Genomic DNA, 23,228 nt, shown 5'->3' on the forward strand with positions numbered 1-23,228 from the left:
CCGCCCTCAGCCCGCACCGAGCGGCGCGACAGCCTGCCACGGCACCGAGAGCACGTTGTCGCGCTGGCGACGGCGGTAGTGGCGGATCGGGAAGCCCTCGGCGCGCAGCGCGTGCGCCGCCGCGCGCCAGCGGACGCGAGGACCGAAAGGCGCCATCGGCGCCGCGTGGGCCCAGGCGCGATCGGCGGCGGCGAGCAGCGCGTGGATCGGTTCGCCGGGGACGTTGCGGTGGATCAACGCCTTCGGCAAGCGTTCGGCGAGATCGGAGGGCCGCTCGACGGTGAACGGGTCCCAGGCCAGCGTGAGCGAGCGCGGCCCGTCCCGATCGAGCAGGACCCATGCGCAGCGCCTGCCCAATTCGTCACAGGTGCCGTCCACCAGCAGACCGTCCGGTGCCAGCCCGGCCAGCACGGTCGACCACGCCTCGGCGACCGCCGACTCCGGATACTGCCGCAGCACATTGAAGGCGCGCACCAGAACGGGCCGCAACCCGGCCAGTTCGAAGCCGCCGCGTGCGAAGGTGACGCCGTCGCGGCCGGGCACCACGCGCTGCGGATCGATCTCGAGCCCGACCAGCCGCACGTCGGCGCGGATCGTGCGCAGCCGCGCGGCCAGCTCGAACGTGGTCCAGGGGCTCGCGCCGTAGCCGAGGTCGACCACCAGTGGATCGGCGGCGGCACGCAGCCGGTCGGCGACGAGTTCGTCGTTGATCAGCCAGCGATCGCTGCGGCGGAGACGGTTGACGGCGGTGGTGCCACGGGTGATGGTGCCGACCGGTTTGGTCAGCGAGTGGAGTGCTGTTCTTCCAGCCACCGCACCGTGAACTCTGCCTCGCCGCGGAACAGGTCGACCAGGTTGACCAGCATCAGCTGTTCCAGGCGCGGCCCGACCATGGGAATGAACACCTTCGCCTCCGAGGAGAAGCGCATGGTGCAGCCGGTCTCGGTGGGGAACAGGCGGATGGCGCCGCCGAGGCTGCCGGGCCCCGCCGGGATGGACGCCGAGTACTTGCCGGTGGTCTCCTCCGCGTTGTACGGGCTGTAGGACTCCTTGCGGGTGATCACCATGTCCTTGCGCATCACGGTCTGCGCGATCTCCGGCAGCATGTCGCGGGGCAGGACGTGATGCAGTTCGACGTCGATGCCGCCGTCGCCCGCCTCCAGCCGGACCACCTGGTTGCCGGGAGTGAGCTTCCGCATCTCTTCCATCCGCGCTTCCCAGTAGTCGCGGTTCGACAGCGCCGCGTACAGCTCTTTCGTGGTGTGCAGCGGATAGCGGGCGGAGTAGTCCAATCGGCGTGCCATGGGCTCACACGTTACTGGGTGCGACGGCGCCGACCTCGGCGGGCGGGTGGAGTGCCCAATAGCCACGAACGCCGGGACCGCATGGTGTGACGTGGAACAATGCCCGCGCGCCGCGGGCGAATCAATGCTCGGTGAGCCAGGTGCCGGTGAATTCGGCTTCGTTCTTCAGCAGCTCGGTGAGATGCTCCGCGATCGCCTTCTCGATCTTGCCGCCGAACAGCGGAATCTTCACCTCGATGGTGCCCTCGACCGTGGCGACGGCGCCGGAGCCCTCGGCGGCCAGGCTGATGGTGCCGCGCACCTCGGCGGGCGCGCCCTCGACGCGGGCCTCGAAGGTGGCCTCGTCCCCGCTCCACTGTTCGACGCGCGGGATGATCAGATCGCCGGGGCGCACCGCGGTGATCGCGGGCGGCAGCTGTTCGGTGGCGATGGCCTGCACCATCTCGACGCGCACCTGGTGACCGCCGACGGTGACCGAATCCAGCCGGGCGTTGGGGCCACCGACCGCCGCGATGCGATCCTTCCAGTACTGGTCGTTCGCGAACGCCGCGCGCACCGCGGCGGGCGGATGGGAGTAGCGGGCCGTGTACGCCAGCGGTGTAGCCATGGGTGCACACGCTACCGTGCGGCGCTCGGGCCGCACGAGTCGTGCCGCCGGATCCGCCGGCGGTGGAAATATGCCGGCGAGTAGCTGTCAGCCGGCACTACAAGTGGGCGATTCGAGCTTCCGGCGTGCTGTCTCCGATCCGCTCGCGGCGGACTACGCGAGCGTGCGGTCATCAGGGCGCACGCTACCGTTGAGCACCGTGCGAACTTCACGAGTGGCGCCGTCGGACCTCCTCGCCGGTACCGGTGCGCGGCTGCGCGCGGACGTGCGGCTATCGGAGCTGACCACCCTGCGGGTGGGCGGGCCCGCGCTGGTCGCAGAATGCGCGACGACCGAGGCGCTGGTCGCGACGGTACGCGCGCTGGACGCGGCGGGCGTCCCGGTACTGCTGCTCGCGGGCGGCTCCAATCTGCTCGTGGGGGACGATGGCTTCGACGGCGTGGTGGTGCGGGTCGCCACCACCGGTGTCGAGATCGGCGACGGCGGCGTGATCGCCGAGGCGGGCGCGAACTGGGACGACGTGGTGCGCGCGACGGTCGCCGCGGGTCTCGGCGGACTGGAGTGCCTGTCCGGGATTCCCGGCTCGGCCGGTGCGACGCCCGTGCAGAACGTAGGCGCCTACGGCGCGGAGGTGGCGAACCTGCTGCGCCGGGTTCGCCTGCTGGACCGCGCCGCGGGGGAGATCCGCTGGGTGGAGCCGGGCGAACTCGGGTTCGGTTACCGCACCAGCGTGCTCAAGCATCGCGACGACGCCGTCGTGCTCGCGGTCGAATTCGCCTTGCGGGCCGACGGTTCCAGCGTGCCGCTGCGGTACGGCGAACTGGCTTCGGCGCTGGGCGCCGCGGACGGCGAGTCCCGGCCCGCGGCGCAGGTCAGGGACGCGGTGCTGCGGTTGCGCGCGGGCAAAGGCATGGTGCTCGATCCCGCCGACCACGACACCTGGAGCGCGGGATCGTTTTTCACCAACCCGGTGGTCACGCCGGAACGGGAGGCGCGGGTGCGCGCCATGATCGCCGCGCACGCCGGCGACGTCCCGGTGCCCACCTACCCGGCGCCGGACGGCGTCAAGTTCTCCGCGGGCTGGCTGATCGAGCGGGCCGGGTTCGCCAAGGGGTTCCCCGGCGACGGGGCGCCCGCCCGGCTGTCGACGAAACACACACTGGCGCTGACCAATCGCGGCGCAGCCAGCGCGGCCGATCTGGTGGCGCTGGCCCGGACGGTCCGCGACGGCGTCGCCGAGCGTTTCGGGATCCGCTTGGAACCGGAACCGGTCACCGTGGGCATCACGCTCTGACGCTGAGGCCGACACCACACGCTGCGACAACGGGATGGAACACGCGCCGAGCGTAGATTCGACGAAGTGAACCACCGCCCGATGATCCGCCGATCGGTTGCCGTGGTGTCGGCCGTCCTGCTGGTGGTCGTCGCCCTGGCGACCGGATGCACGATAGACCGCGACTCCGGCAAGCCGGGGTCCGCCACCGGTCCGATCGCGAAAGCAACGTTGAATCCAGCCGACGACGCCACGAACGTCAACCCGACCGCGCCGGTCTCGGTGACGATCAGCGACGGCACCATCGACCAGGTGGCGCTGACCAACGCCGCAGGCAAGCAGGTTCGCGGCGAGCTCGCGCCGGACCGGCGCGGTTTCACCATCACCGAGCCGCTCGGCTACGACGCCACCTACACCTGGTCGGGCACCGCCGTCGGCACCGACGGCAAGGCGATCCCGATCGACGGCTCGTTCCGCACCCTCGCCCCCAAGAGCACCGTCCCGGCGACCCTGAACATCGGCGACAACCAGGAAGTCGGCATCGCCGCGCCGATCATCCTGCAGTTCAAGTCCTCCGTCGCGAACAAGGCGGCGGTGGAGAAGGCGCTGACCATCACCACCGATCCGCCAACCGAGGGCGCGTGGGCCTGGTTCCCGGACGACGGCGGCTCCCGGCTGCACTGGCGTCCGAAGAACTATTGGACGCCGGGGACGAGCGTGCACGTCTCGGCCCGGCTCTACGGACTCGACCTGGGCGGCGGCAATTACGGCGATTCCGATCTGACCACGGATTTCCGCATCGGCCGCAGCCAGATCGTCAAGGCGAGCGCGCCGAGCCACCGCATGCAGGTGGTGCGCGACGGGCAGGTGGTGTTCGATTTCGCGGTCAGTTACGGCGAGGGCAACGAACCGCGCAACGTGACCCGTTCCGGCGTTCACGTGGTCACGGAGAAGTACGAGGATTTCCTGATGTCGAATCCGCCGTACTACACCAATGTCCGCGAACGCTGGGCGGTACGCATCTCCAACAACGGCGAATTCATCCACGCCAACCCGGAATCACTGTCGGCGCAAGGGTCGGCGAACGTCACCAACGGGTGCATCAATCTCTCGCCCGGTGACGCCCAGGCGTATTTCCCCACGGCTCTGTACGGCGATCCGGTCGAAGTGACCGGCACATCGATCCCGCTGTCGGCCGCCGACGGCGACCTCTACGACTGGACCATCGACTGGAGCACCTGGAAGACCATGTCGGCGTTGCAGGGCGCGCCGTCGGCCGTGGTCTCCGCCACGCCCTTGCCGCCGCGGCCCGCCGGAGCGCGCTGACCGGTTCTAGCGCACCTTCACGTTCTGGGGTTCGGCCTCGCGGTCGTCCGAGTGCTCCGCTTCGACCTCGCGGTTGGCAGCGCGTTCGGCGTGGATCGCGTCGTGCCGCTCGGCGAGCAGGTCGCGGATCTCGGTCAACAGCTCGATCTGGGTGGGCTCGGCGGCCTTCGGGGTGCCGAAGCGGTTCTTGATCGTCTTCATCGGCAGGATCAGCACGAAATACAGCACCGCGGCGACCATGACGAAATCGATGGTGGCGGTGATGATCGGGCCGATGGCGATGAAGGTGGCGGGTTTGGAGGGGATCAGCTGCACGCCGAGGCCGAGTTGGTTGGTGCTGCCGAAGACCGCGAGCAGCGGATTGACGACGCCTTTCGTCACCGAGGTCACCACGGAGGTGAACGCCGTGCCCATCACGACGGCGACCGCGAGGTCGATGACGTTCCCGCGCATCAGGAACTCTTTGAAGCCCTTGAACATGAGCCGAATCACTCCCATCCGATGTCCTTGCCCTTGCGGCTGCACGGATGCTAACGGCTCCGGGCGAACAGCGAAGTCCCGGCATTTCGCGGCCGGACCGACGGCACCGGCCGAGTCGTTCGCTACGCGGGGCGGCGGGCGAATCGGCCCGCGTCCGCCTGGTCCCGCGGCTTGATGATGATCTGGTCCAGGTTGACGTGCGCGGGCCGCGACGCGACGAACCCGATGACTTCCGCGATGTCCTGGGCGACCAGCGGGTCGATGCCCTCGTACACCTTGGCCGCCCGGTCGGCGTCGCCGCCGAAACGCACCAGCGAGAACTCGGTTTCCACCGCCCCGGGAGCGATCTCCGTCAGTCGCACCGGCTGCCCGAGCAGCTCACCGCGCAGCGTGCGGTGCAGCACGGCCTGCGCGTGCTTGGCGGAGGTGTAACCGGAACCGTTGTCGTAGGCGGTGAACGCGGCCACCGACGTGACGGTGACGATCAACCCGTCGCCGGAAGCGATCAGCTTCGGCAGCAGGGCCTTGGTGACACGCAGCGTGCCGAGCACGTTGGTCTCCCACATCCAGCGCCAGTCGTCCAGGTCCGCCTCGGCCACCGGAGCCAGCCCCTTGGCGCCGCCCGCGTTGTTGACCAGCACGTCGACGCGCTCGACCGCTTCGCCGAACGCGCGCACCGATTCGTCCGAGGTGACGTCGAGTTCGACTGCGGTGCCGCCGATCTCGTCGGCCAGGCGGCGCAGACGATCGAGCCTGCGCGCGCCGACGTAGACGTGATAGCCCTGCTTCGCCAGCTCGCGGGCGGTGGCCTCCCCGATCCCCGAGCTGGCTCCGGTGACGACGGCGGTGCGAGTGCTCATGCCAGCGATCCTAGGTGCGCGAGGTTTGCCGGGCGCGGCCCGGTCACCGCGCGCGGTTAGCCTCGGGGCATGGCTATTCGGGACGTGGTGAGTGCGGACGGGACGAACATCGTCTACCGGGTGAGCGGTCCGGCGCACGGCAGGCCGCTGGTGCTGCTGCACGGTTGGTCGGCGAATCTGCGCTGCTGGGGCGCGGCCGCCGACGACCTCGCGGCGCGTTTCCGGGTGATCGCCGTCGACCTGCGCGGCCACGGCTACTCCGACGCGCCCGCGGCGGGCTACGACGATCCGAAGAACTGGGCGGCCGACGTCGCGGCGGTGCTGGCGGCCGAGAGCATCGCGTCCGGCGCGGTGCTGCTCGGTTGGTCCTACGGCGGGATCGTGCTGTCGGACTACTTGACCGCCTACGGCACGGACGCCGTCGCGGGCGTCGTCTACACCGGCTCGATGGCGAACATCGGTCCCGGCGTGCCGGGTGCGGCGACCGGCGACATGATGCGCGAGGCCATCCCCGGCGTCTTCGAGGACAGCGCGGGACGGGCTGTGCGCGCCTTCGGCGTGTTCGGCAACGCCAACACCGGACCGGGCACGGACAAGGGCCCGGACGCCCAGCGCCTGTTCGGGGCCAGTCTCGCCACTCCGCCCGCGGTGCGCAAAGCGCTGTTCTACCGGACCGTCGACAACACCGAGACGCTGCGCGCGCTGGACGTTCCGGTGCTCGTGCTGCACGGGACGGCCGACCGGGTGGTCCCGATCGAGAACGGCCGCTACATCGTCGAGGCCGCCCCGGACGCGCGCGCGTCGTTCTGGGAAGGCGCCCAGCACGGGCTGTTCATCGAGGACCGCCCCCGCTTCGTCGCCGAGGTCGGTGCGTTCGCCGAGAGCCTGTGATCGGACTCATGTCTGCCCTGTGATAGCTCTCACTTGCCGCGGATAGCGTGTCTGGGCCGGGGAACGCAACGTGCACTATGGATAGTGTGAGCCAGCGCCCGGGCCTACGGCCGAACCGTATCGCCGTGTTATCGGTGCACACCTCACCACTCGCTCAGCCGGGTACCGGCGATGCGGGCGGCATGAACGTCTACGTTCTGCAGACGGCCGTCGAGCTGGCCCGGCGCGGCACCGAGGTGGAGATCTTCACCCGGGCCACGGCCTCCAACGTCCCGCCCGTCCAGGAGGCCGCGCCCGGCGTGCTGGTGCGCAACGTGGTGGCGGGCCCGTTCGAGGGGCTGGACAAGCACGATCTGCCCACCCAGCTGTGCCCCTTCACCGCGGAGGTGCTGCGCCAGGAAGCCAGGCACCTGCCCGGTCACTACGACCTGGTGCACTCGCACTACTGGCTGTCCGGCCAGGTCGGTTGGCTGACCAGGGACCGCTGGCGGGTGCCGCTGGTGCACACCGCGCACACACTGGCGGCGGTGAAGAACGCCGCGCTGGCCGAAGGCGACTGTCCCGAACCGGCGACCCGCGAGATCGGTGAGAAACAGGTGATCGCCGAATCCGACCGGCTGGTCGCCAATACCGCCGAAGAGGCCCGTCAGCTCGTCGAGCTGTACGGCGCCGATCCCGAGCGCATCGACGTCGTCCCGCCCGGCGCCGACCTGACCCGCTATCGCCCCGGTGACAAGGCCGCCGCCCGCGCCGAACTCGGACTGGCCGCCGACGAGCGGATCGTCGCGTTCGTCGGCCGGATCCAGCCGCTGAAGGCGCCCGATGTGCTGGTGCGCGCCGCGGCCGAGGTGCTGCGGGCCGACCCGGATCGCAAACTGCGCGTGCTGATCGTGGGCGGTCCGTCCGGCAGCGGACTGGAGCGGCCCCACGCGCTGATCGATCTGGCCGCCGAACTGGGCATCGCCGATCGGGTCAGCTTCCTGCCCCCGCAGCCGCCGCAGCGGCTGGTGCAGATCTATCGCGCGGCCGACCTGGTGGCGGTGCCGAGTTACAACGAGTCCTTCGGTTTGGTCGCGATCGAAGCGCAGGCCAGCGGTACTCCGGTGCTGGCCGCCGATGTGGGCGGCCTGGGCACGGCCGTGCGGCATGAAGTGTCCGGCCTGCTGGTCCCGGGACATCGCACCACGGATTGGGCGAACGCGCTGCGCCACCTGCTGGACGACCCCGATCGGCTGCATCGGATGAGCGAGCAGGCCGTCACGCACGCGGCCAATTTCTCCTGGGCGCACACCGCCGACGGGCTGCTCGCCAGCTACGCCGCGGCTCTTGCCGGTTTCCGGGACGAGCGGACGGGGCTCGGCGTCCTCGCACACAGCGTGGTGCGGGACGATGCTTACGACCGGGTCGCCACCGGCCCGGCCGGTGAGCGGACGGCCGCCCTGCTCGGTGAGACCAGCCAGTCCAGATCGCGGGCGCTGTGGCGGCGCCGGATGGGAGTACGCCGGTGAACGAGATACAGGTGACCGCGCAGCTCATCGACGAGACGCTGCGCGACAGAGAGATCGAGTACACCCGCCCGGGGGAGGAGACGTTCGTCGTCGTCCTGCCCGGCGAGCGCAAGCTGAAGACCACGGTGATGGTCACGGTGGGCAAGCACGGCCTGCGGTTCGAGGCGTTCGTCTGCCGCAAGCCGGACGAGAACTTCGAGGGCGTCTACAAATTCCTGCTGCGCCGCAACCGCAGGCTCTACGCCGTCGCCTACACCCTCGACCGGGTCGGGGACATCTATCTGGTGGGCCGCATGTCCGCGCACGCCGTCACCGCCGACGAACTGGACCGGGTGTTCGGGCAGATTCTCGAGGCCGTGGACGCCGACTTCAACGTGCTGCTGGAACTCGGCTTCGCGGAATCCATTCGGCGGGAATGGAAGTGGCGCGTCTCGCGCGGCGAGTCGCTGCAGAACCTGCGCGCTTTCGAGCACTTGGTCGACTCCGCCGACAAGCCGTAGCCGGTCGCCGGACCCGGCCCGCCGGGTGACAATCGCAGGCGGCTCGGATCGGCGAAGGGACACGGCGTTGGCGATTCTCGCTCTGGACATCGGCGCGACGAAGTTCGCGGCCGGGGTGGTCGGCCCCGGCCCCGAGGTGCGCGACGTGCGCCGGGTGGACGTGCCGGACGCCGGCGTGTGGGAAACCTGCCGCGAGCTGCTCCTGGCGGTGGCCGGTGGGGAACCCGTCGGTGCGGTGGGGATCGGTGCGGCCGGACCGGTGGACGTGCGGACCGGTGTCACGGGTCCGTTGAACATTCCCGAGTGGAAAGCGGGCTTTCCGGTGGTCGCCGCCGTGCAGGAGCTGTTCCCCGCCGCCGCGATTCGTTTCGCCATCGACGGCGCCTGTCTGGCGCTGGCCGAACATCGCCTCGGCGCGCTGCGCGGGGTGCCGGACGCGCTGGCCATGACGGTGTCGTCGGGGATCGGCGGCGGGATCGTCGCGGACGGGAAGGTACTGCTGGGGCGCACCGGTAACGCCGGGCACGTGGGCCACATCGTCGTGCCCGGCTGGAACACACCCTGCGGCTGCGGTGGCCGCGGCTGCGTCGAAGCGGTCGCGAGCGGCATGTCGTCGGTGCGCTGGGCGCGCGAGCAGGGCTGGTCCGGCGCGACGGGCGCGCAACTGGCCGCGGACGCGCACGCGGGCGACGAACTCGCCGTCGCCGCGCTGCGCCGGGCGGGCACCGCGCTCGGCACGGCCATCGCGTCGGCCGCGGCCCTGCTGGACGTCGACCGGGTGGTGATCGGCGGCGGATTCGCGCAATCCGGTGCGCCGCTGTGGGATCCGCTGCGCGCCGCGCTGGACGCGCACGCCGGGCTGAAGTTCCTGCGCGGGCTGCGAGTGGAACTCTCCGAGATCACCCACGGCGCCACCTTGGCGGGCGCGGGGGTGCTCGCCGTCGAGGAACCGGTCTGACTTCGCGCTTTCCCGCGCGGGCCGGGGCGGCGTGGCGGGAACCGATGCGACCGGGTCGAGCGCGCATGGGAGGATGACCGCATGACGTACACCCTCGTGCTGCTGCGCCACGGCGAGAGCGAATGGAATGCCATGAACCTGTTCACCGGCTGGGTGGACGTGCATCTGACCGACAAGGGCATCGCCGAGGGCAAGCGCGCCGGGGAACTGCTGGCCGAGCACGGCATCCTGCCGGATGTCGTCTACACCTCGCTGCTGCGCCGCGCGATCTCCACCGCGAACATCGCGCTGGACGCCGCCGACCGGCACTGGATCCCGGTGATCCGGGACTGGCGGCTCAACGAGCGGCACTACGGCGAGCTGCAGGGCAAGAACAAGGCGCAGATCCGGGAGAAGTACGGCGACGAGCAGTTCATGCTGTGGCGCCGCAGCTACGACACCCCGCCGCCGCCGATCGACCCGGCCAACGAGTACAGCCAGGAAGGCGACCCGCGCTACGCGGGCATCGACGTCCCGAAGACCGAATGCCTGCTGGACGTGGTCAACCGGATGGTGCCCTACTGGGAGTCGACCATCTCCAAGGACCTGCTGTCCGGCAAGACCGTGCTGGTCGCCGCGCACGGCAACTCGCTGCGCGCGCTGGTCAAGCACCTCGATCGGATCTCCGACGACGACATCGCGGGCCTGAACATCCCCACCGGCATCCCGCTGCGCTACGAGCTGGACGAGAACCTCCGCCCGGTGCGCCCGCACGAGTACCTGGATCCCGAGGCGGCCGCCGCGGGAGCCGCCGCTGTCGCCGGGCAGGGCGGCAAATAGCCCGCACAGCGCGAACCTGCGACGCGCCGTCGCCCCGCCGGGGTGGCGGCGCGTTGTCGTTTTTCCCGCGGGCGACAGCGTTGCCGGGCGACACGCCGGTGCGCTGACATCGACCTGCGACGCGGCTGCGCCGGATTAAGTTACCCACTGTTTTTACCGGCAAGTAGATAGGTACACTCTGGTCGTTCGACCAGCCGAGAGGTGGATCACGTCCGATGAAGCACGCGTTGCGGGCCACGGTGGCGGCAGTTGCCGTCACGATGCTCGTTCCCTTCCTCGCCGGCGGCGCCGATGCCGTCGCGCCGCCTACCGGTCCGGACGGCGGCGCCGCGGGAGCGGCCTGGGCGGCCACCCAGGACGGCCCTCAGCAGTACCCCAACATCCACATCCAGTGGGACGTTCCCATCACGATGAGTGACGGGACCGTCCTGAAGGGCAATGTCTACCGCCCCGCCGACGCCTCCGGCCGCCCGGTCGACGCGCCCACGCCGACGATCGTCAACCTCACGCCGTACACCAAGCTGGTCTCGAACCTGGCCGATCACGCGCAGTCGATACCCGGCCTGTCCGACGCGCTGATCGAGTTCTTCCGGCAGATCGACATGAGCGGTACCCCGCTGTCCGGCGTCACCGATCTGACGAAGGCGTTCGGCGGTGGCGAATTGCGCAACTTCACCGTCGACCGGCAGCTGATCAAGAGCGGTTACACCCAGGTGGTCGTCGACGTGCGCGGTACCGGGTTCTCCCAGGGTGTCTGGGACATGCTGCGCGGGCGCGAACAGCAGGACACGGTCGAGGTGATCGACTGGGCCTCCCGGCAGCCGTGGTCCAACGGGCGCGTCGGCATGAACGGCATCTCCTACTCCGGGATCAACCAGGTGCAGGCCGCCGAGCAGCGGCCGCCCGCCTTGCAGGCGATCTTCCCCGTGGTGCCGGGCAGCGACCTGGTCAACGACGTGCTGGCGCCGGGCGGCGGCTTCGGCTTCAACTTCATTCCGCTGTGGCTGACCGCGATCAACGGCCTCAAGCTGATCCCGGACCTGGCCTCGGTGCTCAACGGTCAACTGGACACCACGTGGCTGGCCGACCGCGCCCGCGACCCGTTGACGTTCATGGACGTCCTGCTGAACGTCTACACCACCGCGCGTCTGGAGGATCTCGACCCGCGCGCCAAGGAATTGCTGACCGACGGCTCCGGGCCGCGGCAGGACTGGCTCGGTGATCCGGGCGGCATCCGGACGCCGACCTTCGTCACCGGCGGCTGGCACGACCTGTTCACCTACTCGGAATCCAAGATCTACAACGAGATTCCGCTGCCGCCGGGCCAGAAGCAGTTGCTGATGGGCAACACCTACCACCTCAACTCGGGCAACGAGTACGGCAAGCCGGGCCTGCCGCCGCGGCTGGACGTGCTGCAGCGCGCGTGGTTCGACAAGTGGCTCAAGGATGTCGACAACGGCATCGACCAATACGGCCCGATCACCTTGCGCCAGCAGGGCGGCGGCTGGATCACCACCGATTCGTTCGCCGCGCCGACCGCTACGGCGGATCCGGCGCAGGCGGTGCACCGCAGGATGTATCTGTCTGCCGCGCGCAGCGGCACCGCCGCCAGCGTCTACGACGGTTCGCTCAGCCCCGAGGGCAGCGGCGAGCCCGCCCGCCTGACGGTCGCACCCGGCCTGACCAGCTTGTGCTCCAACGACGCGGCCCAGGGCACCGCCGGTGTGCTGTCGGTCATCGACGGTTGCGCCAAGGACTCCAGGGTCGAGGAACTCAACGGGCTGACCTTCACCAGCGCCCCGGTCGCCGAGCCGACCTCGATCTCCGGGCGGATCGCGGTGCGACTCAACACCGTCCAGGACGCGGCCGACGGCTACTGGGTGGTCACCGTGAACGACGTCGCGCCGGACGGGCAGTCCAGCGTGCTGTCGTCGGGGCAGCTCATGGCCTCGCTGCGCGCGATCGACGAGGCGAACAGCAGCAAGTCGGCCAACGGCGACTACACCGACCCGCGGCCGTACACCTCGCTCGAGCAGCGGCAGCCGACGGTCCCGGGCGAAGTGACCACGCTGGACATCGCGCTGCCCGCCACCGAGGCGCTCCTGCAGCCGGGCCATCGCCTGCGCGTCGACGTGTACGCGGGCAACTTCCCCAAGGGCCTGCCGATTCTGCCGATGCTGATCGACACCGGCCTGCGGCCCCAGCATCTGGAACTGGATCCCGCTCGTCCGAGCTTCGTCAACATCCCGGTCCGGGGGAATCCGGGCTGGTAGACCGGGGCGTGCTCCCTCGCGCATCAAGGTTGACGCCGCGGGGTATGGGTGAGGGTGCACGCTCCGACCGGGTCTGTGGAACAGGCGGAAAAAAATTTCCGCGCGTGTGTCGATCGTCTGCATCTCCCGTTCGACCTATGGGTGAGAGGGTCCAGTAAGGGACCCGGACAGTCAGGGAGACAACGATGAAATTCATGCTGATCATGCGCGCCACCGACGAGGCCTACGCCAGCATGGTGAACACCGACTTCAACCAGATGATCGACACCATGGGCAAATTCAACGACGAGCTGATCCGGGCGGGCGTGCTGCTCGCGGCGGAGGGGTTGGAGGATGCCGCCGAGGGCGTGGTCGTCGACTACTCCGCCGAGACCCCCGTCGTCACCGACGGCCCGTACGGCGAGACCAAGGAGTTGTTCGGCGGGTTCTACCTCCTCAACGTGGCGTCGAAGGAGGAGGCGATCGAGTGGGCCAAGCGGATGCCGGTCACCGGCCCCGGCTTCAAGACCGAGATCCGCCGGGTTCCCACGATCGACGAGTTCCCGCAGGACAACGTGTGGATCCAGAAGGAGCGGGCGTGGCGCGAGGCCACCGGTCAGCTCTGAACGGATCGAGGGGCGATGGGTGACCACACCGGCCGTGCGGCCGTCGCCGCCGTCTGGCGGATCGAGTCGGCCCGGATCGTCGGCGCGCTCGCCCGCTACACCGGCGACTTCGCGCTGGCCGAGGACCTGGCGCAGGAGGCGCTGGCCGAAGCGCTGGTGACCTGGCCGAGGGAGGGGGTGCCGCGCAATCCCGCCGGGTGGTTGCTCACCGTCGGCCGCCGTCGCGCGATCGACGCGTTCCGCCGGCGCTCCGCCCTCGACGAGAGGTACGCCGCCTTCGCCCGGGACCTGGGCGAAGGCGGCGCCGTCTCGGGTGGCCCACCGGCCGATCCCGTCCGGGACGCCCACGATGTGCTCTGGGATCCGGACCGGATCGACGACGACCTGCTCGCCCTGATGTTCGTCTCCTGCCATCCCGTGCTGTCGCGGGAGGCGCGGGTGGCGCTCACCTTGCGGGTGGTCGGCGGTCTGACCAGCGACGAGATCGCCAAGGCGTTCCTCGTTCCGGCCGCCACCGTGCAGGCTCGGATCACGCGCGCCAAGAAGACCCTCGCGGCGGCCCGGGTGCCGTTCGCCGTGCCCGCGGCCGACGAACGGGCCGAGCGCCTCGGCTCGGTGCTCAGTGTCGTCTACCTGATCTTCACCGAGGGGTCCTCGGCCAGCTCCGGTGCGGATCTGATCCGGCTCGACCTCGCGAGCGGGGCGCTACGCCTGGCCCGGGTGCTGGCCCGGCTGATGCCGGACGAGCCCGAGGTGCACGGCCTGCTGGCGCTGCTCGAGCTGACCGCGGCGCGTTTCCCCGCCCGTACCGGGCCGGACGGCGAGCCGGTGCTGCTGGAAGACCAGGACCGCCGCCGCTGGGACCGGGCGGCGATCGGCCGGGGCCGAGCCGCCCTGGCCCGCGCCGAGCAGGCCGGCCGGGGGCTGGGCGCCTACGGCTTGCAGGCGGCGATCGCCGAATGCCATGCCGTCGCCCCGTCGGTCGAGGAGACGAACTGGGAGCGCATCGTGCTCGTCTACGAGGCGCTCGGCCGGCTCGCGCCGTCGCCGGTGGTCGACCTCAACCGGGCGGTGGCGGTCGCTATGGCGCAGGGACCGGCCGCGGCGCTGCCGATCGTGGACGAGCTTGCGGCCACCGAGGCGCTCGCGCGGTCACACCTGCTGCCGAGCGTTCGCGGTGAACTGCTCGTCCGGCTGGGACGCACGCAGGAGGCGCGCACCGAACTGGAGCGCGCCCTCGGGCTGTGCGGCAACCAGCGCGAGCGGGTGGTGCTGGAGCGCAAGCTCGCGGGCCTCGACGCGGCCGATCCGGCCTGAGCGGCCCGCGGTCAGTCCGCGACGGCGAACGCGGCCGCCAAGGGCGGGAACATCGAGCGGACGTCGTGCCCGGCGAACCAGAGACCGACGGCGAACACCGACGTCGCCTCCAGGTACCGGGCCCGGTGCAGCCCGCCCGCCGGAAAAGGTTGTGTGCCGAGGTCTTCGGCCAGCGTCGCGACCGCTCGCACCGCGGCCGCGTCGTCGCCGCAGAGCGGCACCGCCAAGCGACGCTCGTCGAAGACCCGCGCCGTCGCCTGCCACACCTCGGCGGCACAGAGGTTGAACGCTTTCACCACCTTCGCCCCTGGCGCCTGCGCCGTGATCCGTTCGGCGACAGCGTCCTCCGCGAGGACGAACGCGGTGGCCCCCTCGGGCGCGGCGGCGTCCGGGGCGAAGGCATTCGTGCAGTCGATCACCGTGCGGCCGGTCAGCAGCTCTCCGACGGCGCGCAGCACTTCCGGCAACGCGGGCACCGGCAACGCGAGCAGCACCACATCCCCGAAAACCGCGGCGTCGCCGATCGTTCCGGCCCGCGCGCCGATCGCGTCCGCCAGTTCCGCCGCGGCCCCGGCGTTCCGGGCGCCGACCAGCACCTCGTGACCCGCCGCGCGCCAGCCGCCGCCGAGCGCCCGCGCCATCGCGCCCGCGCCGATGATTCCGATTCGCATCCGAACTCCTCACTCGAAAGGTTTCCGCCGACGAGGCTAGGAACCCCGATACGCACTCCGGGGTGCGCAACGGCGCTGGCAAGCTGGAACCGTGAGCGCAGTACCGATCGAACCGGTCACCGCCGAACGGGTGGAATTCGCGCCCTACGGCGACTTCGAATCCGACTGCCCGGCCCGGATGGGGGTGGACATCTTCGGCAACTCCTGGTTGCCGGTGATCGTCTACCTGCTGCGCGATGGCCCCATGCGTCCCGGTGAGCTGCGCACGGCCATCGGCGGGATCAGCCAGAAGATGCTGACGCAGACGCTGCGCCGGATGGAACGGATGACGCTGGTGCGCCGCCGCCGCTACGCCGAGGCGCCGCCGCGCGTCGAGTACGAGCTGACGGCCGCGGGCGCGGATCTGCTCGTGCCGATCTACGCCCTCGGCGACTGGGTGGACAAACACGGCCGCGCGGTGAACGAGGCGCTCGCCGGAGCCGACGACCAAGCGGACTGACCGGTCGGTGAATACGCTGCGGGTACGCAACGTCGAACAGTGCGTAAACATGCGGCTAACGGGGCCGGAAGGGGCCATGACCTGCGCGAAACTTCGTGTACCCCGCGTTGGCCGACCGGTCGGCGACCGTACGATTCAAGTGTGAGTGTTCCCCAGGCCGTGCTGCTGGCCATCTTGGCGGCTGTCGTCGGCCTGGCAGTCGGCGGGCTATTGATCCCGTATGTGAATGCCAGGCAGGCCGCGCGCAGGCAGGCCGAGTCCGGTCTCACCATGTCCCAGGTCCTCGACCTGATCGTGCTCGCCTCCGAGAGCGGGATCGCCGTCGTCGACGAGTACCGCGACGTGGTGCTGGTCAATCCGCGTGCGGAGGAACTCGGGCTGGTCCGCAATCGCCTGCTCGACGAGCGCGCCTGGGCCGCGGTGGAGAAGGTGCTGGCCACCGGCGAATCCGCCGAGTTCGACCTGACCGCGAAGAATCCGGTCCCCGGCCGCGGCCGCATCGCGGTGCGCGGCGTCGCCCGGCAGCTGTCGCGCGAGGAGACCACCTTCACCGTGCTGTTCGCCGACGATGATTCCGAGCAGGCCCGCATGGAGGCCACCCGTCGCGACTTCGTCGCGAACGTCAGTCACGAGCTCAAGACCCCGGTCGGCGCGATGAGCCTGCTCGCCGAAGCTCTCCTGGAATCCGCCGAAGACCCGGAGGCCGTGCGACACTTCGGTCAGCGTGTGCTCGGCGAATCGCGTCGCCTCGGCAAGATGGTGACCGAACTCATAGCGCTCTCTCGCCTGCAAGGCGCGGAGAAACTGCCCGAACTCGAGGTGGTGGACGTGGACACCGTGGTGATGCAGGCCGTGGATCGTTCCCGCACCGCCGCCGAAGCCGCCGGGATCACCGTCAGCACCGACCGCCCGAGCGGCCTCGAGGTGCTCGGCGACGAAACACTGCTGGTCACCGCCCTGTCCAACCTGGTGGAGAACGCGATCGCCTACTCACCGGCCGGCTCCCATGTCTCGGTGAGCCGCTCGCTGCGCGGCGATCACGTGGCGATGGCGGTCACCGACCGCGGCATCGGCATCGCCAAGGAAGACCAGGAGCGGGTGTTCGAGCGCTTCTTCCGGTCCGACAAGGCGCGTTCCCGCGCCACCGGCGGCACCGGTCTCGGCCTGGCTATCGTCAAACACGTGGCCGCCAACCACAACGGGGAAATCACCCTGTGGAGCAAGTTGGGCACCGGATCGACGTTCACCTTGCGCATACCCGCCCACCACGAAGCAGGCGCCGACGACGACCACGACGGCGCCGTGGTGGGCACGAAAGAAACAAGCCCGCGTCCCACCGGGCCGGGCCGACCGAATGGTGTGGAGGCACGCAGATGACGAGTGTTCTGATCGTCGAGGATGAGGAGTCGCTGGCCGATCCGCTCGCGTTCCTGCTGCGCAAGGAGGGTTTCGAGGTCACCGTGGTGGGTGACGGGCCATCCGCGCTCGCCGAGTTCGACCGGTCCGGTGCGGACATCGTCCTACTCGACCTCATGCTGCCCGGCATGAGCGGCACCGACGTGTGCAAGCAGTTGCGCACCCGCAGCGGCGTCCCGGTGATCATGGTCACCGCGCGCGACAGCGAGATCGACAAGGTGGTCGGCCTGGAACTGGGCGCCGACGACTACGTGACCAAGCCGTATTCCGCGCGTGAACTCATCGCGCGCATCCGCGCCGTGCTGCGCCGCGGCGCGGGCGACGAGCTGGAGGGCTCCAACGAGAGCGGCGTGCTGGAAGCCGGTCCGGTCCGGATGGACGTCGACCGGCACACCGTGATGGTGAACGGCAAGCCGGTCACGCTGCCGCTCAAGGAGTTCGATCTGCTCGAATACCTGCTGCGCAATTCCGGACGGGTGCTCACCCGCGGCCAGCTGATCGACCGCGTGTGGGGCGCCGACTACGTCGGTGACACCAAGACCCTGGACGTGCACGTCAAGCGGTTGCGCTCGAAGATCGAGGCGGATCCGGCCAAGCCGGAACACCTGGTCACCGTGCGCGGCCTCGGTTACAAACTCGAAGCGTAGACCCCCGAAGCGAGGTCAGTTCCGGCCTCGATCCACGCCGACGCCCCATGTGCTCACGAAACGCAACAACTGATTTCGTGAGCACATGGGTAACTCGCCGGGGACGCCCAGAACGCGCGTGGCATCCAACGCAGGACCTGAACGCAAATTTCGCGCTCCCGACCAGTACGGCCTGAAGACGCGGAGAGGCGGCTACGGCAAGTAGATCCAGGTGGTGCCCAGCGGGGTCTCGGTCTTCTGCAGAGTGATCCAGCCCAGATCGTCTTCCTGCATGCAGTCGTAGAGGTCCGCGGTGTTGGTGCCACGGCAGGCGATGGTGTGCGAGGTGCCGTACGGGCTCGCGATCAGGAGCTTGCCCGCGGCCTTGGCGTTGACCGCCGCCGGGTCGGTGGCCGCCACGAACTCCGTGGTGAAGTCGTAGAACTTGTGCGGATCGCCGTTCGGCTCGGCGTGGGCTACTCCGGTCAGCGAGAGGGCGGCGCCCAGGGCGATGGTCGCCACGGTGAGAACTTTCTTGGACATAACGGCACATCAAACCCGATCCGGGTAAAGCTCGCATGGCGACGGGGTGAACCACCCGCCGAACCGGACCGCCCACGGCTCCCAACCGAGCGCTCGATCGGCAAACGCTCAGGCGAACGGATCCGCCGAATCGCGCATGCGATCGGCGTGCACCGTCGCCGGGTGGACGGCGATCAAGCCCAAGCCCTCGCGGCGCTTGCAGTGCCGGGCCAGCTCGGCGTACGCGGGCGCGCCGATCAGTTCGGTCAGCTCGGGAGCGTAGGACTGCCACACCGGCTTGCTGCCGACATGGGCGTCGGGCGAGCCCGAGCAGTACCAGTCCAGATCGGCTCCGCCGGGCCCCCAACCGCGGCGGTCGTACTCCGTGATCACCGTGCGCAGGATCTGCACGCCGTCGGGCCGGTCCACCCAGTCCTGGGTGCGGCGGATCGGCAACTGCCAGCACACGTCCGGCTTGACCTCCAGCGGCTCGATGCCGCGCCGCAGCGCCATGGTGTGCAGGGCGCAGCCGACCCCGCCGGCGAAGCCGGGACGGTTGAGGAAGATGCACGCACCCTCGAACCGCCGGGTGCGCAGGGCGGGCTCGTCGTCCAGTTCGTCGAGTTCCAGATAGCCGCCCTTGGTGATCTTGCCCTGCGGGTTGGTCGCCTCCTCCCGCAGTTGCCAGTCCTGGGGTGTGAGCATCTTCACGGCGCGAGCCAGCCTCTTCCGGTCGTCCTCGTCGGAGAGGAACGCGCCGTGCGAGCAGCAGCCGTCGTCCGGCCGGTCGGACAGGATCCCCTGACAAGCCGGGGTGCCGAAGACGCACGTCCACCTCGACAGCAGCCAGGTCAGGTCGGCGACGATCACGTGCTCGTCGTTTGCCGGGTCTACGAACTCGATCCACTCACGGGGAAAGTCGGGGTCGACTTCGGGGGCTGGGTCGATCTTCCCCGCTGGTCGGGGCCGGGTCGGGCTGCTCGGGGATGCGCCTACCGTCACGAAATAGGACGCTAACAGTTCGGTCGCCTGGGTTGAAGTGCCGCATCACCCAGTACCGTGTTCATGTGCGGCTTGGGGTACTCGATGTCGGAAGCAATACCGTTCACCTGCTCGTGGTGGACGCGCACCGTGGCGGTCACCCCCTGCCGATGAGCTCGACGAAAGCCACCTTGCGGCTGGCGGAGAACATCGACGACGCCGGGTGCATCACCGAGGCGGGCGCGCGGCGGCTGATCGACACCGTGGCCGAATTCGCCAGCATCGCCGAGACCTCCAGATGCGTCGAACTGATGCCGTTCGCCACCTCCGCGCTGCGGGAAGCGGCCAATTCCGACGAGGTCCTCGGCCGCGTGCGCGCGGAGACCGGCGTCGATCTGCGGGTGCTGACCGGCGTCGACGAGGCGCGGCTGACCTTTCTCGCGGTACGCCGCTGGTACGGCTGGAGCGCCGGGCGCATCCTCAACCTGGACATCGGCGGCGGCTCGCTGGAAATGACCAACGGCGGCGACGAGGAACCCGATGTCGCGCTCTCTTTACAGCTCGGCGCCGGCCGGTTGACCAGGGAATGGCTGCGCGAGGATCCGCCCGGCAAGCGCCGGGTGGCGGTGCTGCGCGACTGGCTCGACGCCGAGCTGGTGGTACCGGCGAAGAAGCTGCTCGAGCCGGGTAAGCCCGATCTCGCGGTCGGCACGTCGAAGACGTTCCGGTCCCTGGCCCGCCTGACCGGAGCGGCGCCCTCGGCGGCGGGCCCGCGGGTGCGTCGTACACTCACGAGCTCGGGCCTGCGCCAACTGATTGCGTTCATCTCGCGGATGACCGCGGCGGACCGTGCAGAATTGGAAGGCGTAAGTTCCGATCGGTCACAGCAATTGGTGGCCGGTGCGTTGGTCGCGGAGGCGAGTATGCGGGCACTTTCGCTGGATTCCTTGGAGATTTGTCCGTGGGCGCTGCGTGAAGGGCTCATCCTGCGCAAACTGGATACCGATATGAATGGTGGACCCGAAGCAACGTACTCAGCGGGCTCGGCGACCGGAGACGGTCGGCCGGCGTCCGGCAGCGGCGCCCCGGCGCCGGGCTCGATCGGGACGGTGTCGTCATGAGTGAGGACTCCAAACAGTTGTCGGTCGCGGAACTGCTGGCGCGCAACGGCCAGCAGAGCGGCGCCTCGTCCGGCGGTGGCAGGCGCCGCCGCAGTGGGCGCGGCATCTCCGTCGCCGAACTCACCGGCGACCTGCCGGTCATCCGGGAAGGCGGCGGTCACTCCGCGCACGCGGCGCCCGATGCCGGCGCCGACGAGCAGGCCTACGCGCCGCCCTCGTTCGATCCGCCCGCGCCGGAGCCGGTGTCCTACTCGCCCGAGCCGCAGCCCGACCTGTCGTCGTATTCGCCCATGTCGGGCCCGATCTCGATGTACGACCCGCTGGCCGGTTACGCGCAGCCCGACCCGCCGCAGTCCGATCCGCCGCCCGGTAGATCCAGCCGGGTCATGCCAGGGCGGGAGATGCCTTCCGCGCGGCACGGCTCGTCGTTCGACCCGCTGTCGCCCGATACCCCGGTGTCCGAGCTGTTCTCGGCCGCCTCCGTTCCGTACGTCCCCGACCCGCTGCCCGAGACGCCGCCGCGTTCGGGGCGCAGGCGCAGGCGGGAGGAACCCGACGAGCAGGCCACCGAGGTCCGCTCCTGGCACGATGTCTCGCCCGAGCCGTTCGGCGGGGGAGCGCTGCCCGATCGCGGTATCGGCGAACCGGGGCGCAACAGCCACGCCGAACTCGACGACTCCGCGTTCGGCCGCTCAGCCCTTCCCGAGCGCAATGGCGCCAGGGGCGGTCGCGCGGCCAGGCGCAGAGCGGCGGAGGCGGCGGAAGCGGCCGAGGATCTCGGCCCGTCCACCGCGGCGTGGTCACCGTCCACCGGCGGATTCGCCCCGGAGTCGGAACCGCTACCGCTCCCGCCGCCGCCCGATCCGAGACCGAAGCCGAGCAGACCCGCTCCTCCCGAGCCGCAGCCGGACGGGCATCGCAGATCGGCCCGTCGCGAGGGCGTCGGCGAGAACGGTCTCCCGGCCTGGTCGGCCCGGCGGCACAAGCCACAGCCCGATCCCGCGCCGGAATCCGGCGGCCTTTCGACCGCCGCATGGTCGCTGGCCAGCCAAGACCAGCAGCTGCTCTCCGGCCAGACGGTCGCGGGCGACCTGCTGCGCGATGGCGTCGACCGGGCCGAGCGCGGGGCGGCGCAGCGGCGCGGGCGCGGTGGGCGCCCCGCCGTCGACGTCGCGGAAATGGACGGCGTCACCGACGTCTACGAGCCGATCGAGCTGGACGAGGACGACGAGGACGATCTCCCCGGCGAACCCCGCGCCGCCACCCGGGCCGCGTCGCGCCGGTCCCGGACGGCCAGGAAGACGGAGGACGACGACAACCGGCGCCAATGGATGATCCTCGGCGGCCAGAGCACCGGCGCCGCCGTCGCGGGCATGCTGCTGTTCAAGGGCTTCGAGCGCATGTGGGAGATGCTTCCCTGGGTGGCGCTCGCGCTGGCGATGATCGTGATTCTCGGCCTGGTGGCCCTCGTGCGGATTCTGCGCAGGACCGACGACATCCTCAGCACTGTGATCGCCGTCGTCGTGGGCATCTTCGTGACGCTGGGGCCACTGGCCTTTCTTCTCAGCACGAACTGAGCAGGGAGCAGTCGTGGCGAATATCGGACAAGCGAACGAGACCGGGGCGGGGACGCGCACGGACGCCGGGCCGCCGGGAGAAGACGAGAGTGCGGCCCGGCCGCGTCCGATCCGGGTGGGGCTCTCGACCGCCTCGGTGTACCCGCAGAATACGGAGGCCGCGTTCCGGTACGCCGCCGAGCTGGGCTACGACGGCGTCGAGCTGATGGTGTGGGCCGAGCCCGCCAGCCAGAGCATCGCCACCGTGCAGGCCTACGCGCGCAAATACGACGTTCCAGTGCTCGCGTTGCACGCGCCGTGCCTGTTGATCTCGCAGCGCGTGTGGGGGTCGGACCCGGTGGCCAAGCTGGAGCGCAGTGTGCACACCGCCGAGGCGCTGGGCGCGAGCACGGTGGTCGTGCATCCACCGTTCCGCTGGCAGCGCCGCTACGCGGCGGGGTTCGCCGCGCAGGTGGCCGAGCTGGAGGAGAACAGCCCGGTGATCGTGGCCGTGGAGAACATGTTCCCGATGCGGGCCGACACGCTGTTCGGCCGGCGCGAAGGCGCGGTGAAACGGTTGGAGCGCCGTGGCGGTCCCGGCCCGGCGGTCACCGCCTTCAGCCCCTCCTACGACCCGACCGACACCGGCTTCCGCCACTACACCTTGGACCTGTCGCACACCGCCACCGCCGGAGCCGATCCCCTGGCGCTGGCTGCGCGCATGGGCTCGGGACTGGCCCATCTGCACTTGGCCGACGGCCGGGGCGCCGCGCACGACGAGCATCTCGTTCCTGGCGAGGGCACCCAGCCGTGCGTCGAGGTGTGCGCGAATCTTGTCCGTACCGGCTTCAGCGGCCAAGTCGTCGCCGAGATCAACACGCAGAACGCGCGCACCACCAAGGAGCGGGCCGAGATGCTGCACCGCACGCTGGCCTTCGCCCGCAAGCACTTGGTCGTGGCCGCCGCGCCCACCTCGGCCGGTGCGAGCCGGAGGTCGCCCGACCGCCCGATGTGACGCTCGTCGCTTCTGCGCCATGCGGCGATGCGGTTCGGCACGGAACGCGTTGTACGCTGTACGAACCCTCCGGCGACGATGCGGGCCGCATCCGCCAACG

24 protein-coding genes are annotated in these 23,228 nt (G+C 70.2%); 16 read left to right on the forward strand and 8 right to left on the reverse strand.

The genetic code is table 11. The features are described 5' to 3' along the window. Nucleotides 1-6: 6 nt before the first annotated feature. The 3 genes from ABZ552_RS23365 to ABZ552_RS23375 all read right to left on the reverse strand — a co-directional run bounded on the left by ABZ552_RS23365 (nucleotide 7) and on the right by ABZ552_RS23375 (nucleotide 1,911). On the reverse strand, nucleotides 7-813 hold the full coding sequence (locus tag ABZ552_RS23365; protein ID WP_357439711.1) for a class I SAM-dependent methyltransferase: 807 nt from the start codon (nucleotides 811-813) through the stop codon (nucleotides 7-9). Further along, nucleotides 783-1,304 (reverse strand): DUF2505 domain-containing protein, encoded by a 522-nt coding sequence (locus tag ABZ552_RS23370; protein ID WP_281875829.1) that lies wholly within the window; start codon nucleotides 1,302-1,304, stop codon nucleotides 783-785. The genes ABZ552_RS23365 and ABZ552_RS23370 overlap by 31 nt, the downstream gene beginning before the upstream one ends. A 121-nt stretch (nucleotides 1,305-1,425) precedes the next feature. Next, nucleotides 1,426-1,911, reverse strand: coding sequence for a DUF2505 domain-containing protein (locus tag ABZ552_RS23375; protein WP_281916463.1), 486 nt, complete (start codon nucleotides 1,909-1,911; stop codon nucleotides 1,426-1,428). 253 nt (nucleotides 1,912-2,164) lie between these two features. On the opposite strand from ABZ552_RS23375, the gene ABZ552_RS23380 reads away from it, so the two are divergent. After that, the gene (locus ABZ552_RS23380) at nucleotides 2,165-3,205 is read left to right on the forward strand and encodes a UDP-N-acetylmuramate dehydrogenase (protein WP_281919443.1); all 1,041 of its coding nucleotides are present in this window, start codon (nucleotides 2,165-2,167) and stop codon (nucleotides 3,203-3,205) included. A gap of 81 nt (nucleotides 3,206-3,286) precedes the next feature. Then, nucleotides 3,287-4,510 (forward strand): Ig-like domain-containing protein, encoded by a 1,224-nt coding sequence (locus ABZ552_RS23385; protein WP_281881175.1) that lies wholly within the window; start codon nucleotides 3,287-3,289, stop codon nucleotides 4,508-4,510. Nucleotides 4,511-4,516: 6 nt separating this feature from the next. Here ABZ552_RS23385 and mscL read toward each other — a convergent pair whose 3' ends face one another. Then, nucleotides 4,517-5,008 carry a large conductance mechanosensitive channel protein MscL gene (gene mscL / locus ABZ552_RS23390; RefSeq protein ID WP_350356354.1) on the reverse strand — a complete coding sequence of 164 codons (492 nt, stop codon included), beginning with the start codon at nucleotides 5,006-5,008 and terminating at the stop codon, nucleotides 4,517-4,519. 104 nt (nucleotides 5,009-5,112) lie between these two features. Then, nucleotides 5,113-5,850, reverse strand: a complete 738-nt coding sequence (locus ABZ552_RS23395; protein WP_357439714.1) for an SDR family NAD(P)-dependent oxidoreductase — start codon at nucleotides 5,848-5,850, stop codon at nucleotides 5,113-5,115. Between the two features lie 69 nt (nucleotides 5,851-5,919). Here ABZ552_RS23395 and ABZ552_RS23400 point away from each other — a divergent pair, with 69 nt between their 5' ends. The 8 genes from ABZ552_RS23400 to ABZ552_RS23435 all read left to right on the forward strand — a co-directional run bounded on the left by ABZ552_RS23400 (nucleotide 5,920) and on the right by ABZ552_RS23435 (nucleotide 14,721). Next, on the forward strand, nucleotides 5,920-6,741 hold the full coding sequence (locus tag ABZ552_RS23400) for an alpha/beta hydrolase (protein WP_281916464.1): 822 nt from the start codon (nucleotides 5,920-5,922) through the stop codon (nucleotides 6,739-6,741). 77 nt (nucleotides 6,742-6,818) lie between these two features. Continuing rightward, entirely contained in the window at nucleotides 6,819-8,249 is a 1,431-nt protein-coding gene (gene mshA, locus ABZ552_RS23405; protein WP_281875825.1) for a D-inositol-3-phosphate glycosyltransferase, read from the forward strand. Nucleotides 8,250-8,254: 5 nt separating this feature from the next. Beyond that, complete coding sequence (locus ABZ552_RS23410; RefSeq protein ID WP_281881173.1) at nucleotides 8,255-8,749, forward strand: YbjN domain-containing protein; 495 nt, start codon at nucleotides 8,255-8,257, stop codon at nucleotides 8,747-8,749. Between the two features lie 67 nt (nucleotides 8,750-8,816). Beyond that, nucleotides 8,817-9,707, forward strand: coding sequence for an ROK family protein (locus ABZ552_RS23415; protein ID WP_281875823.1), 891 nt, complete (start codon nucleotides 8,817-8,819; stop codon nucleotides 9,705-9,707). Between the two features lie 81 nt (nucleotides 9,708-9,788). After that, complete coding sequence (locus ABZ552_RS23420; protein WP_281875822.1) at nucleotides 9,789-10,526, forward strand: phosphoglyceromutase; 738 nt, start codon at nucleotides 9,789-9,791, stop codon at nucleotides 10,524-10,526. A gap of 215 nt (nucleotides 10,527-10,741) precedes the next feature. After that, entirely contained in the window at nucleotides 10,742-12,799 is a 2,058-nt protein-coding gene (locus ABZ552_RS23425; RefSeq protein WP_357439719.1) for a CocE/NonD family hydrolase, read from the forward strand. A 185-nt stretch (nucleotides 12,800-12,984) separates the two neighbouring features. Next, nucleotides 12,985-13,404, forward strand: a complete 420-nt coding sequence (locus tag ABZ552_RS23430) for a YciI family protein (RefSeq protein ID WP_281875820.1) — start codon at nucleotides 12,985-12,987, stop codon at nucleotides 13,402-13,404. 15 nt (nucleotides 13,405-13,419) lie between these two features. Further along, nucleotides 13,420-14,721: a DUF6596 domain-containing protein gene (locus ABZ552_RS23435; protein ID WP_281875819.1), complete on the forward strand. Its 1,302-nt coding sequence runs from the start codon at nucleotides 13,420-13,422 to the stop codon at nucleotides 14,719-14,721. A gap of 11 nt (nucleotides 14,722-14,732) precedes the next feature. Here the strand turns inward: ABZ552_RS23435 and ABZ552_RS23440 are convergent, their stop codons facing one another. Next, a complete protein-coding gene (locus ABZ552_RS23440; protein ID WP_357439722.1) occupies nucleotides 14,733-15,392 on the reverse strand; it encodes an NAD(P)-binding domain-containing protein in 660 nt (219 codons plus the stop codon). Nucleotides 15,393-15,483: 91 nt separating this feature from the next. Between ABZ552_RS23440 and ABZ552_RS23445 the strand changes: the two genes are divergently transcribed. From ABZ552_RS23445 to ABZ552_RS23455, 3 genes are all read left to right on the forward strand, one after another. Next, on the forward strand, nucleotides 15,484-15,891 hold the full coding sequence (locus ABZ552_RS23445; protein WP_281916467.1) for a helix-turn-helix domain-containing protein: 408 nt from the start codon (nucleotides 15,484-15,486) through the stop codon (nucleotides 15,889-15,891). A gap of 141 nt (nucleotides 15,892-16,032) precedes the next feature. Beyond that, entirely contained in the window at nucleotides 16,033-17,268 is a 1,236-nt protein-coding gene (locus tag ABZ552_RS23450) for an ATP-binding protein (RefSeq protein WP_281875816.1), read from the forward strand. Next, on the forward strand, nucleotides 17,265-17,954 hold the full coding sequence (locus ABZ552_RS23455) for a response regulator transcription factor (protein ID WP_039802162.1): 690 nt from the start codon (nucleotides 17,265-17,267) through the stop codon (nucleotides 17,952-17,954). Before ABZ552_RS23450 ends, ABZ552_RS23455 begins: the two co-directional genes overlap by 4 nt. A gap of 192 nt (nucleotides 17,955-18,146) precedes the next feature. Here the strand turns inward: ABZ552_RS23455 and ABZ552_RS23460 are convergent, their stop codons facing one another. Both ABZ552_RS23460 and ABZ552_RS23465 read right to left on the reverse strand, forming a co-directional pair. Continuing rightward, nucleotides 18,147-18,476: a hypothetical protein gene (locus tag ABZ552_RS23460; RefSeq protein WP_281875814.1), complete on the reverse strand. Its 330-nt coding sequence runs from the start codon at nucleotides 18,474-18,476 to the stop codon at nucleotides 18,147-18,149. Nucleotides 18,477-18,584: 108 nt separating this feature from the next. Further along, nucleotides 18,585-19,457 (reverse strand): hypothetical protein, encoded by an 873-nt coding sequence (locus ABZ552_RS23465; protein ID WP_357439726.1) that lies wholly within the window; start codon nucleotides 19,455-19,457, stop codon nucleotides 18,585-18,587. 65 nt (nucleotides 19,458-19,522) lie between these two features. Between ABZ552_RS23465 and ABZ552_RS23470 the strand changes: the two genes are divergently transcribed. The 3 genes from ABZ552_RS23470 (at nucleotide 19,523) to ABZ552_RS23480 (ending at nucleotide 23,128) form a co-directional block, all read left to right on the forward strand. Further along, a complete protein-coding gene (locus ABZ552_RS23470; RefSeq protein WP_281875810.1) occupies nucleotides 19,523-20,557 on the forward strand; it encodes a Ppx/GppA phosphatase family protein in 1,035 nt (344 codons plus the stop codon). Then, nucleotides 20,554-22,134: a hypothetical protein gene (locus ABZ552_RS23475; protein WP_357439730.1), complete on the forward strand. Its 1,581-nt coding sequence runs from the start codon at nucleotides 20,554-20,556 to the stop codon at nucleotides 22,132-22,134. The genes ABZ552_RS23470 and ABZ552_RS23475 overlap by 4 nt, the downstream gene beginning before the upstream one ends. Nucleotides 22,135-22,249: 115 nt before the next feature. Next, nucleotides 22,250-23,128 carry a sugar phosphate isomerase/epimerase gene (locus ABZ552_RS23480; RefSeq protein ID WP_357439822.1) on the forward strand — a complete coding sequence of 293 codons (879 nt, stop codon included), beginning with the start codon at nucleotides 22,250-22,252 and terminating at the stop codon, nucleotides 23,126-23,128. The last annotated feature ends 100 nt before the right edge of the window (nucleotides 23,129-23,228 follow it).

It is taken from the genome of Nocardia sp. NPDC019219 (assembly GCF_040632645.1).
GTDB lineage: Bacteria > Actinomycetota > Actinomycetes > Mycobacteriales > Mycobacteriaceae > Nocardia > Nocardia sputorum.

Coding starts and splice junctions, on each gene's coding strand:
- ABZ552_RS23385 (WP_281881175.1), top strand. CDS start 3,287: ATGATCCGCCGATCGGTTGCCGTGGTGTCGGCCGTCCTGCTGGTGGTC.
- ABZ552_RS23440 (WP_357439722.1), bottom strand. CDS start 15,392: ATGCGAATCGGAATCATCGGCGCGGGCGCGATGGCGCGGGCGCTCGGC.
- ABZ552_RS23460 (WP_281875814.1), bottom strand. CDS start 18,476: ATGTCCAAGAAAGTTCTCACCGTGGCGACCATCGCCCTGGGCGCCGCC.
- ABZ552_RS23475 (WP_357439730.1), top strand. CDS start 20,554: ATGAGTGAGGACTCCAAACAGTTGTCGGTCGCGGAACTGCTGGCGCGC.
- ABZ552_RS23400 (WP_281916464.1), top strand. CDS start 5,920: ATGGCTATTCGGGACGTGGTGAGTGCGGACGGGACGAACATCGTCTAC.
- ABZ552_RS23430 (WP_281875820.1), top strand. CDS start 12,985: ATGAAATTCATGCTGATCATGCGCGCCACCGACGAGGCCTACGCCAGC.
- ABZ552_RS23435 (WP_281875819.1), top strand. CDS start 13,420: ATGGGTGACCACACCGGCCGTGCGGCCGTCGCCGCCGTCTGGCGGATC.
- ABZ552_RS23455 (WP_039802162.1), top strand. CDS start 17,265: ATGACGAGTGTTCTGATCGTCGAGGATGAGGAGTCGCTGGCCGATCCG.
- mscL (WP_350356354.1), bottom strand. CDS start 5,008: ATGGGAGTGATTCGGCTCATGTTCAAGGGCTTCAAAGAGTTCCTGATG.
- mshA (WP_281875825.1), top strand. CDS start 6,819: ATGGATAGTGTGAGCCAGCGCCCGGGCCTACGGCCGAACCGTATCGCC.
- ABZ552_RS23425 (WP_357439719.1), top strand. CDS start 10,742: ATGAAGCACGCGTTGCGGGCCACGGTGGCGGCAGTTGCCGTCACGATG.
- ABZ552_RS23375 (WP_281916463.1), bottom strand. CDS start 1,911: ATGGCTACACCGCTGGCGTACACGGCCCGCTACTCCCATCCGCCCGCC.
- ABZ552_RS23370 (WP_281875829.1), bottom strand. CDS start 1,304: ATGGCACGCCGATTGGACTACTCCGCCCGCTATCCGCTGCACACCACG.
- ABZ552_RS23395 (WP_357439714.1), bottom strand. CDS start 5,850: ATGAGCACTCGCACCGCCGTCGTCACCGGAGCCAGCTCGGGGATCGGG.
- ABZ552_RS23420 (WP_281875822.1), top strand. CDS start 9,789: ATGACGTACACCCTCGTGCTGCTGCGCCACGGCGAGAGCGAATGGAAT.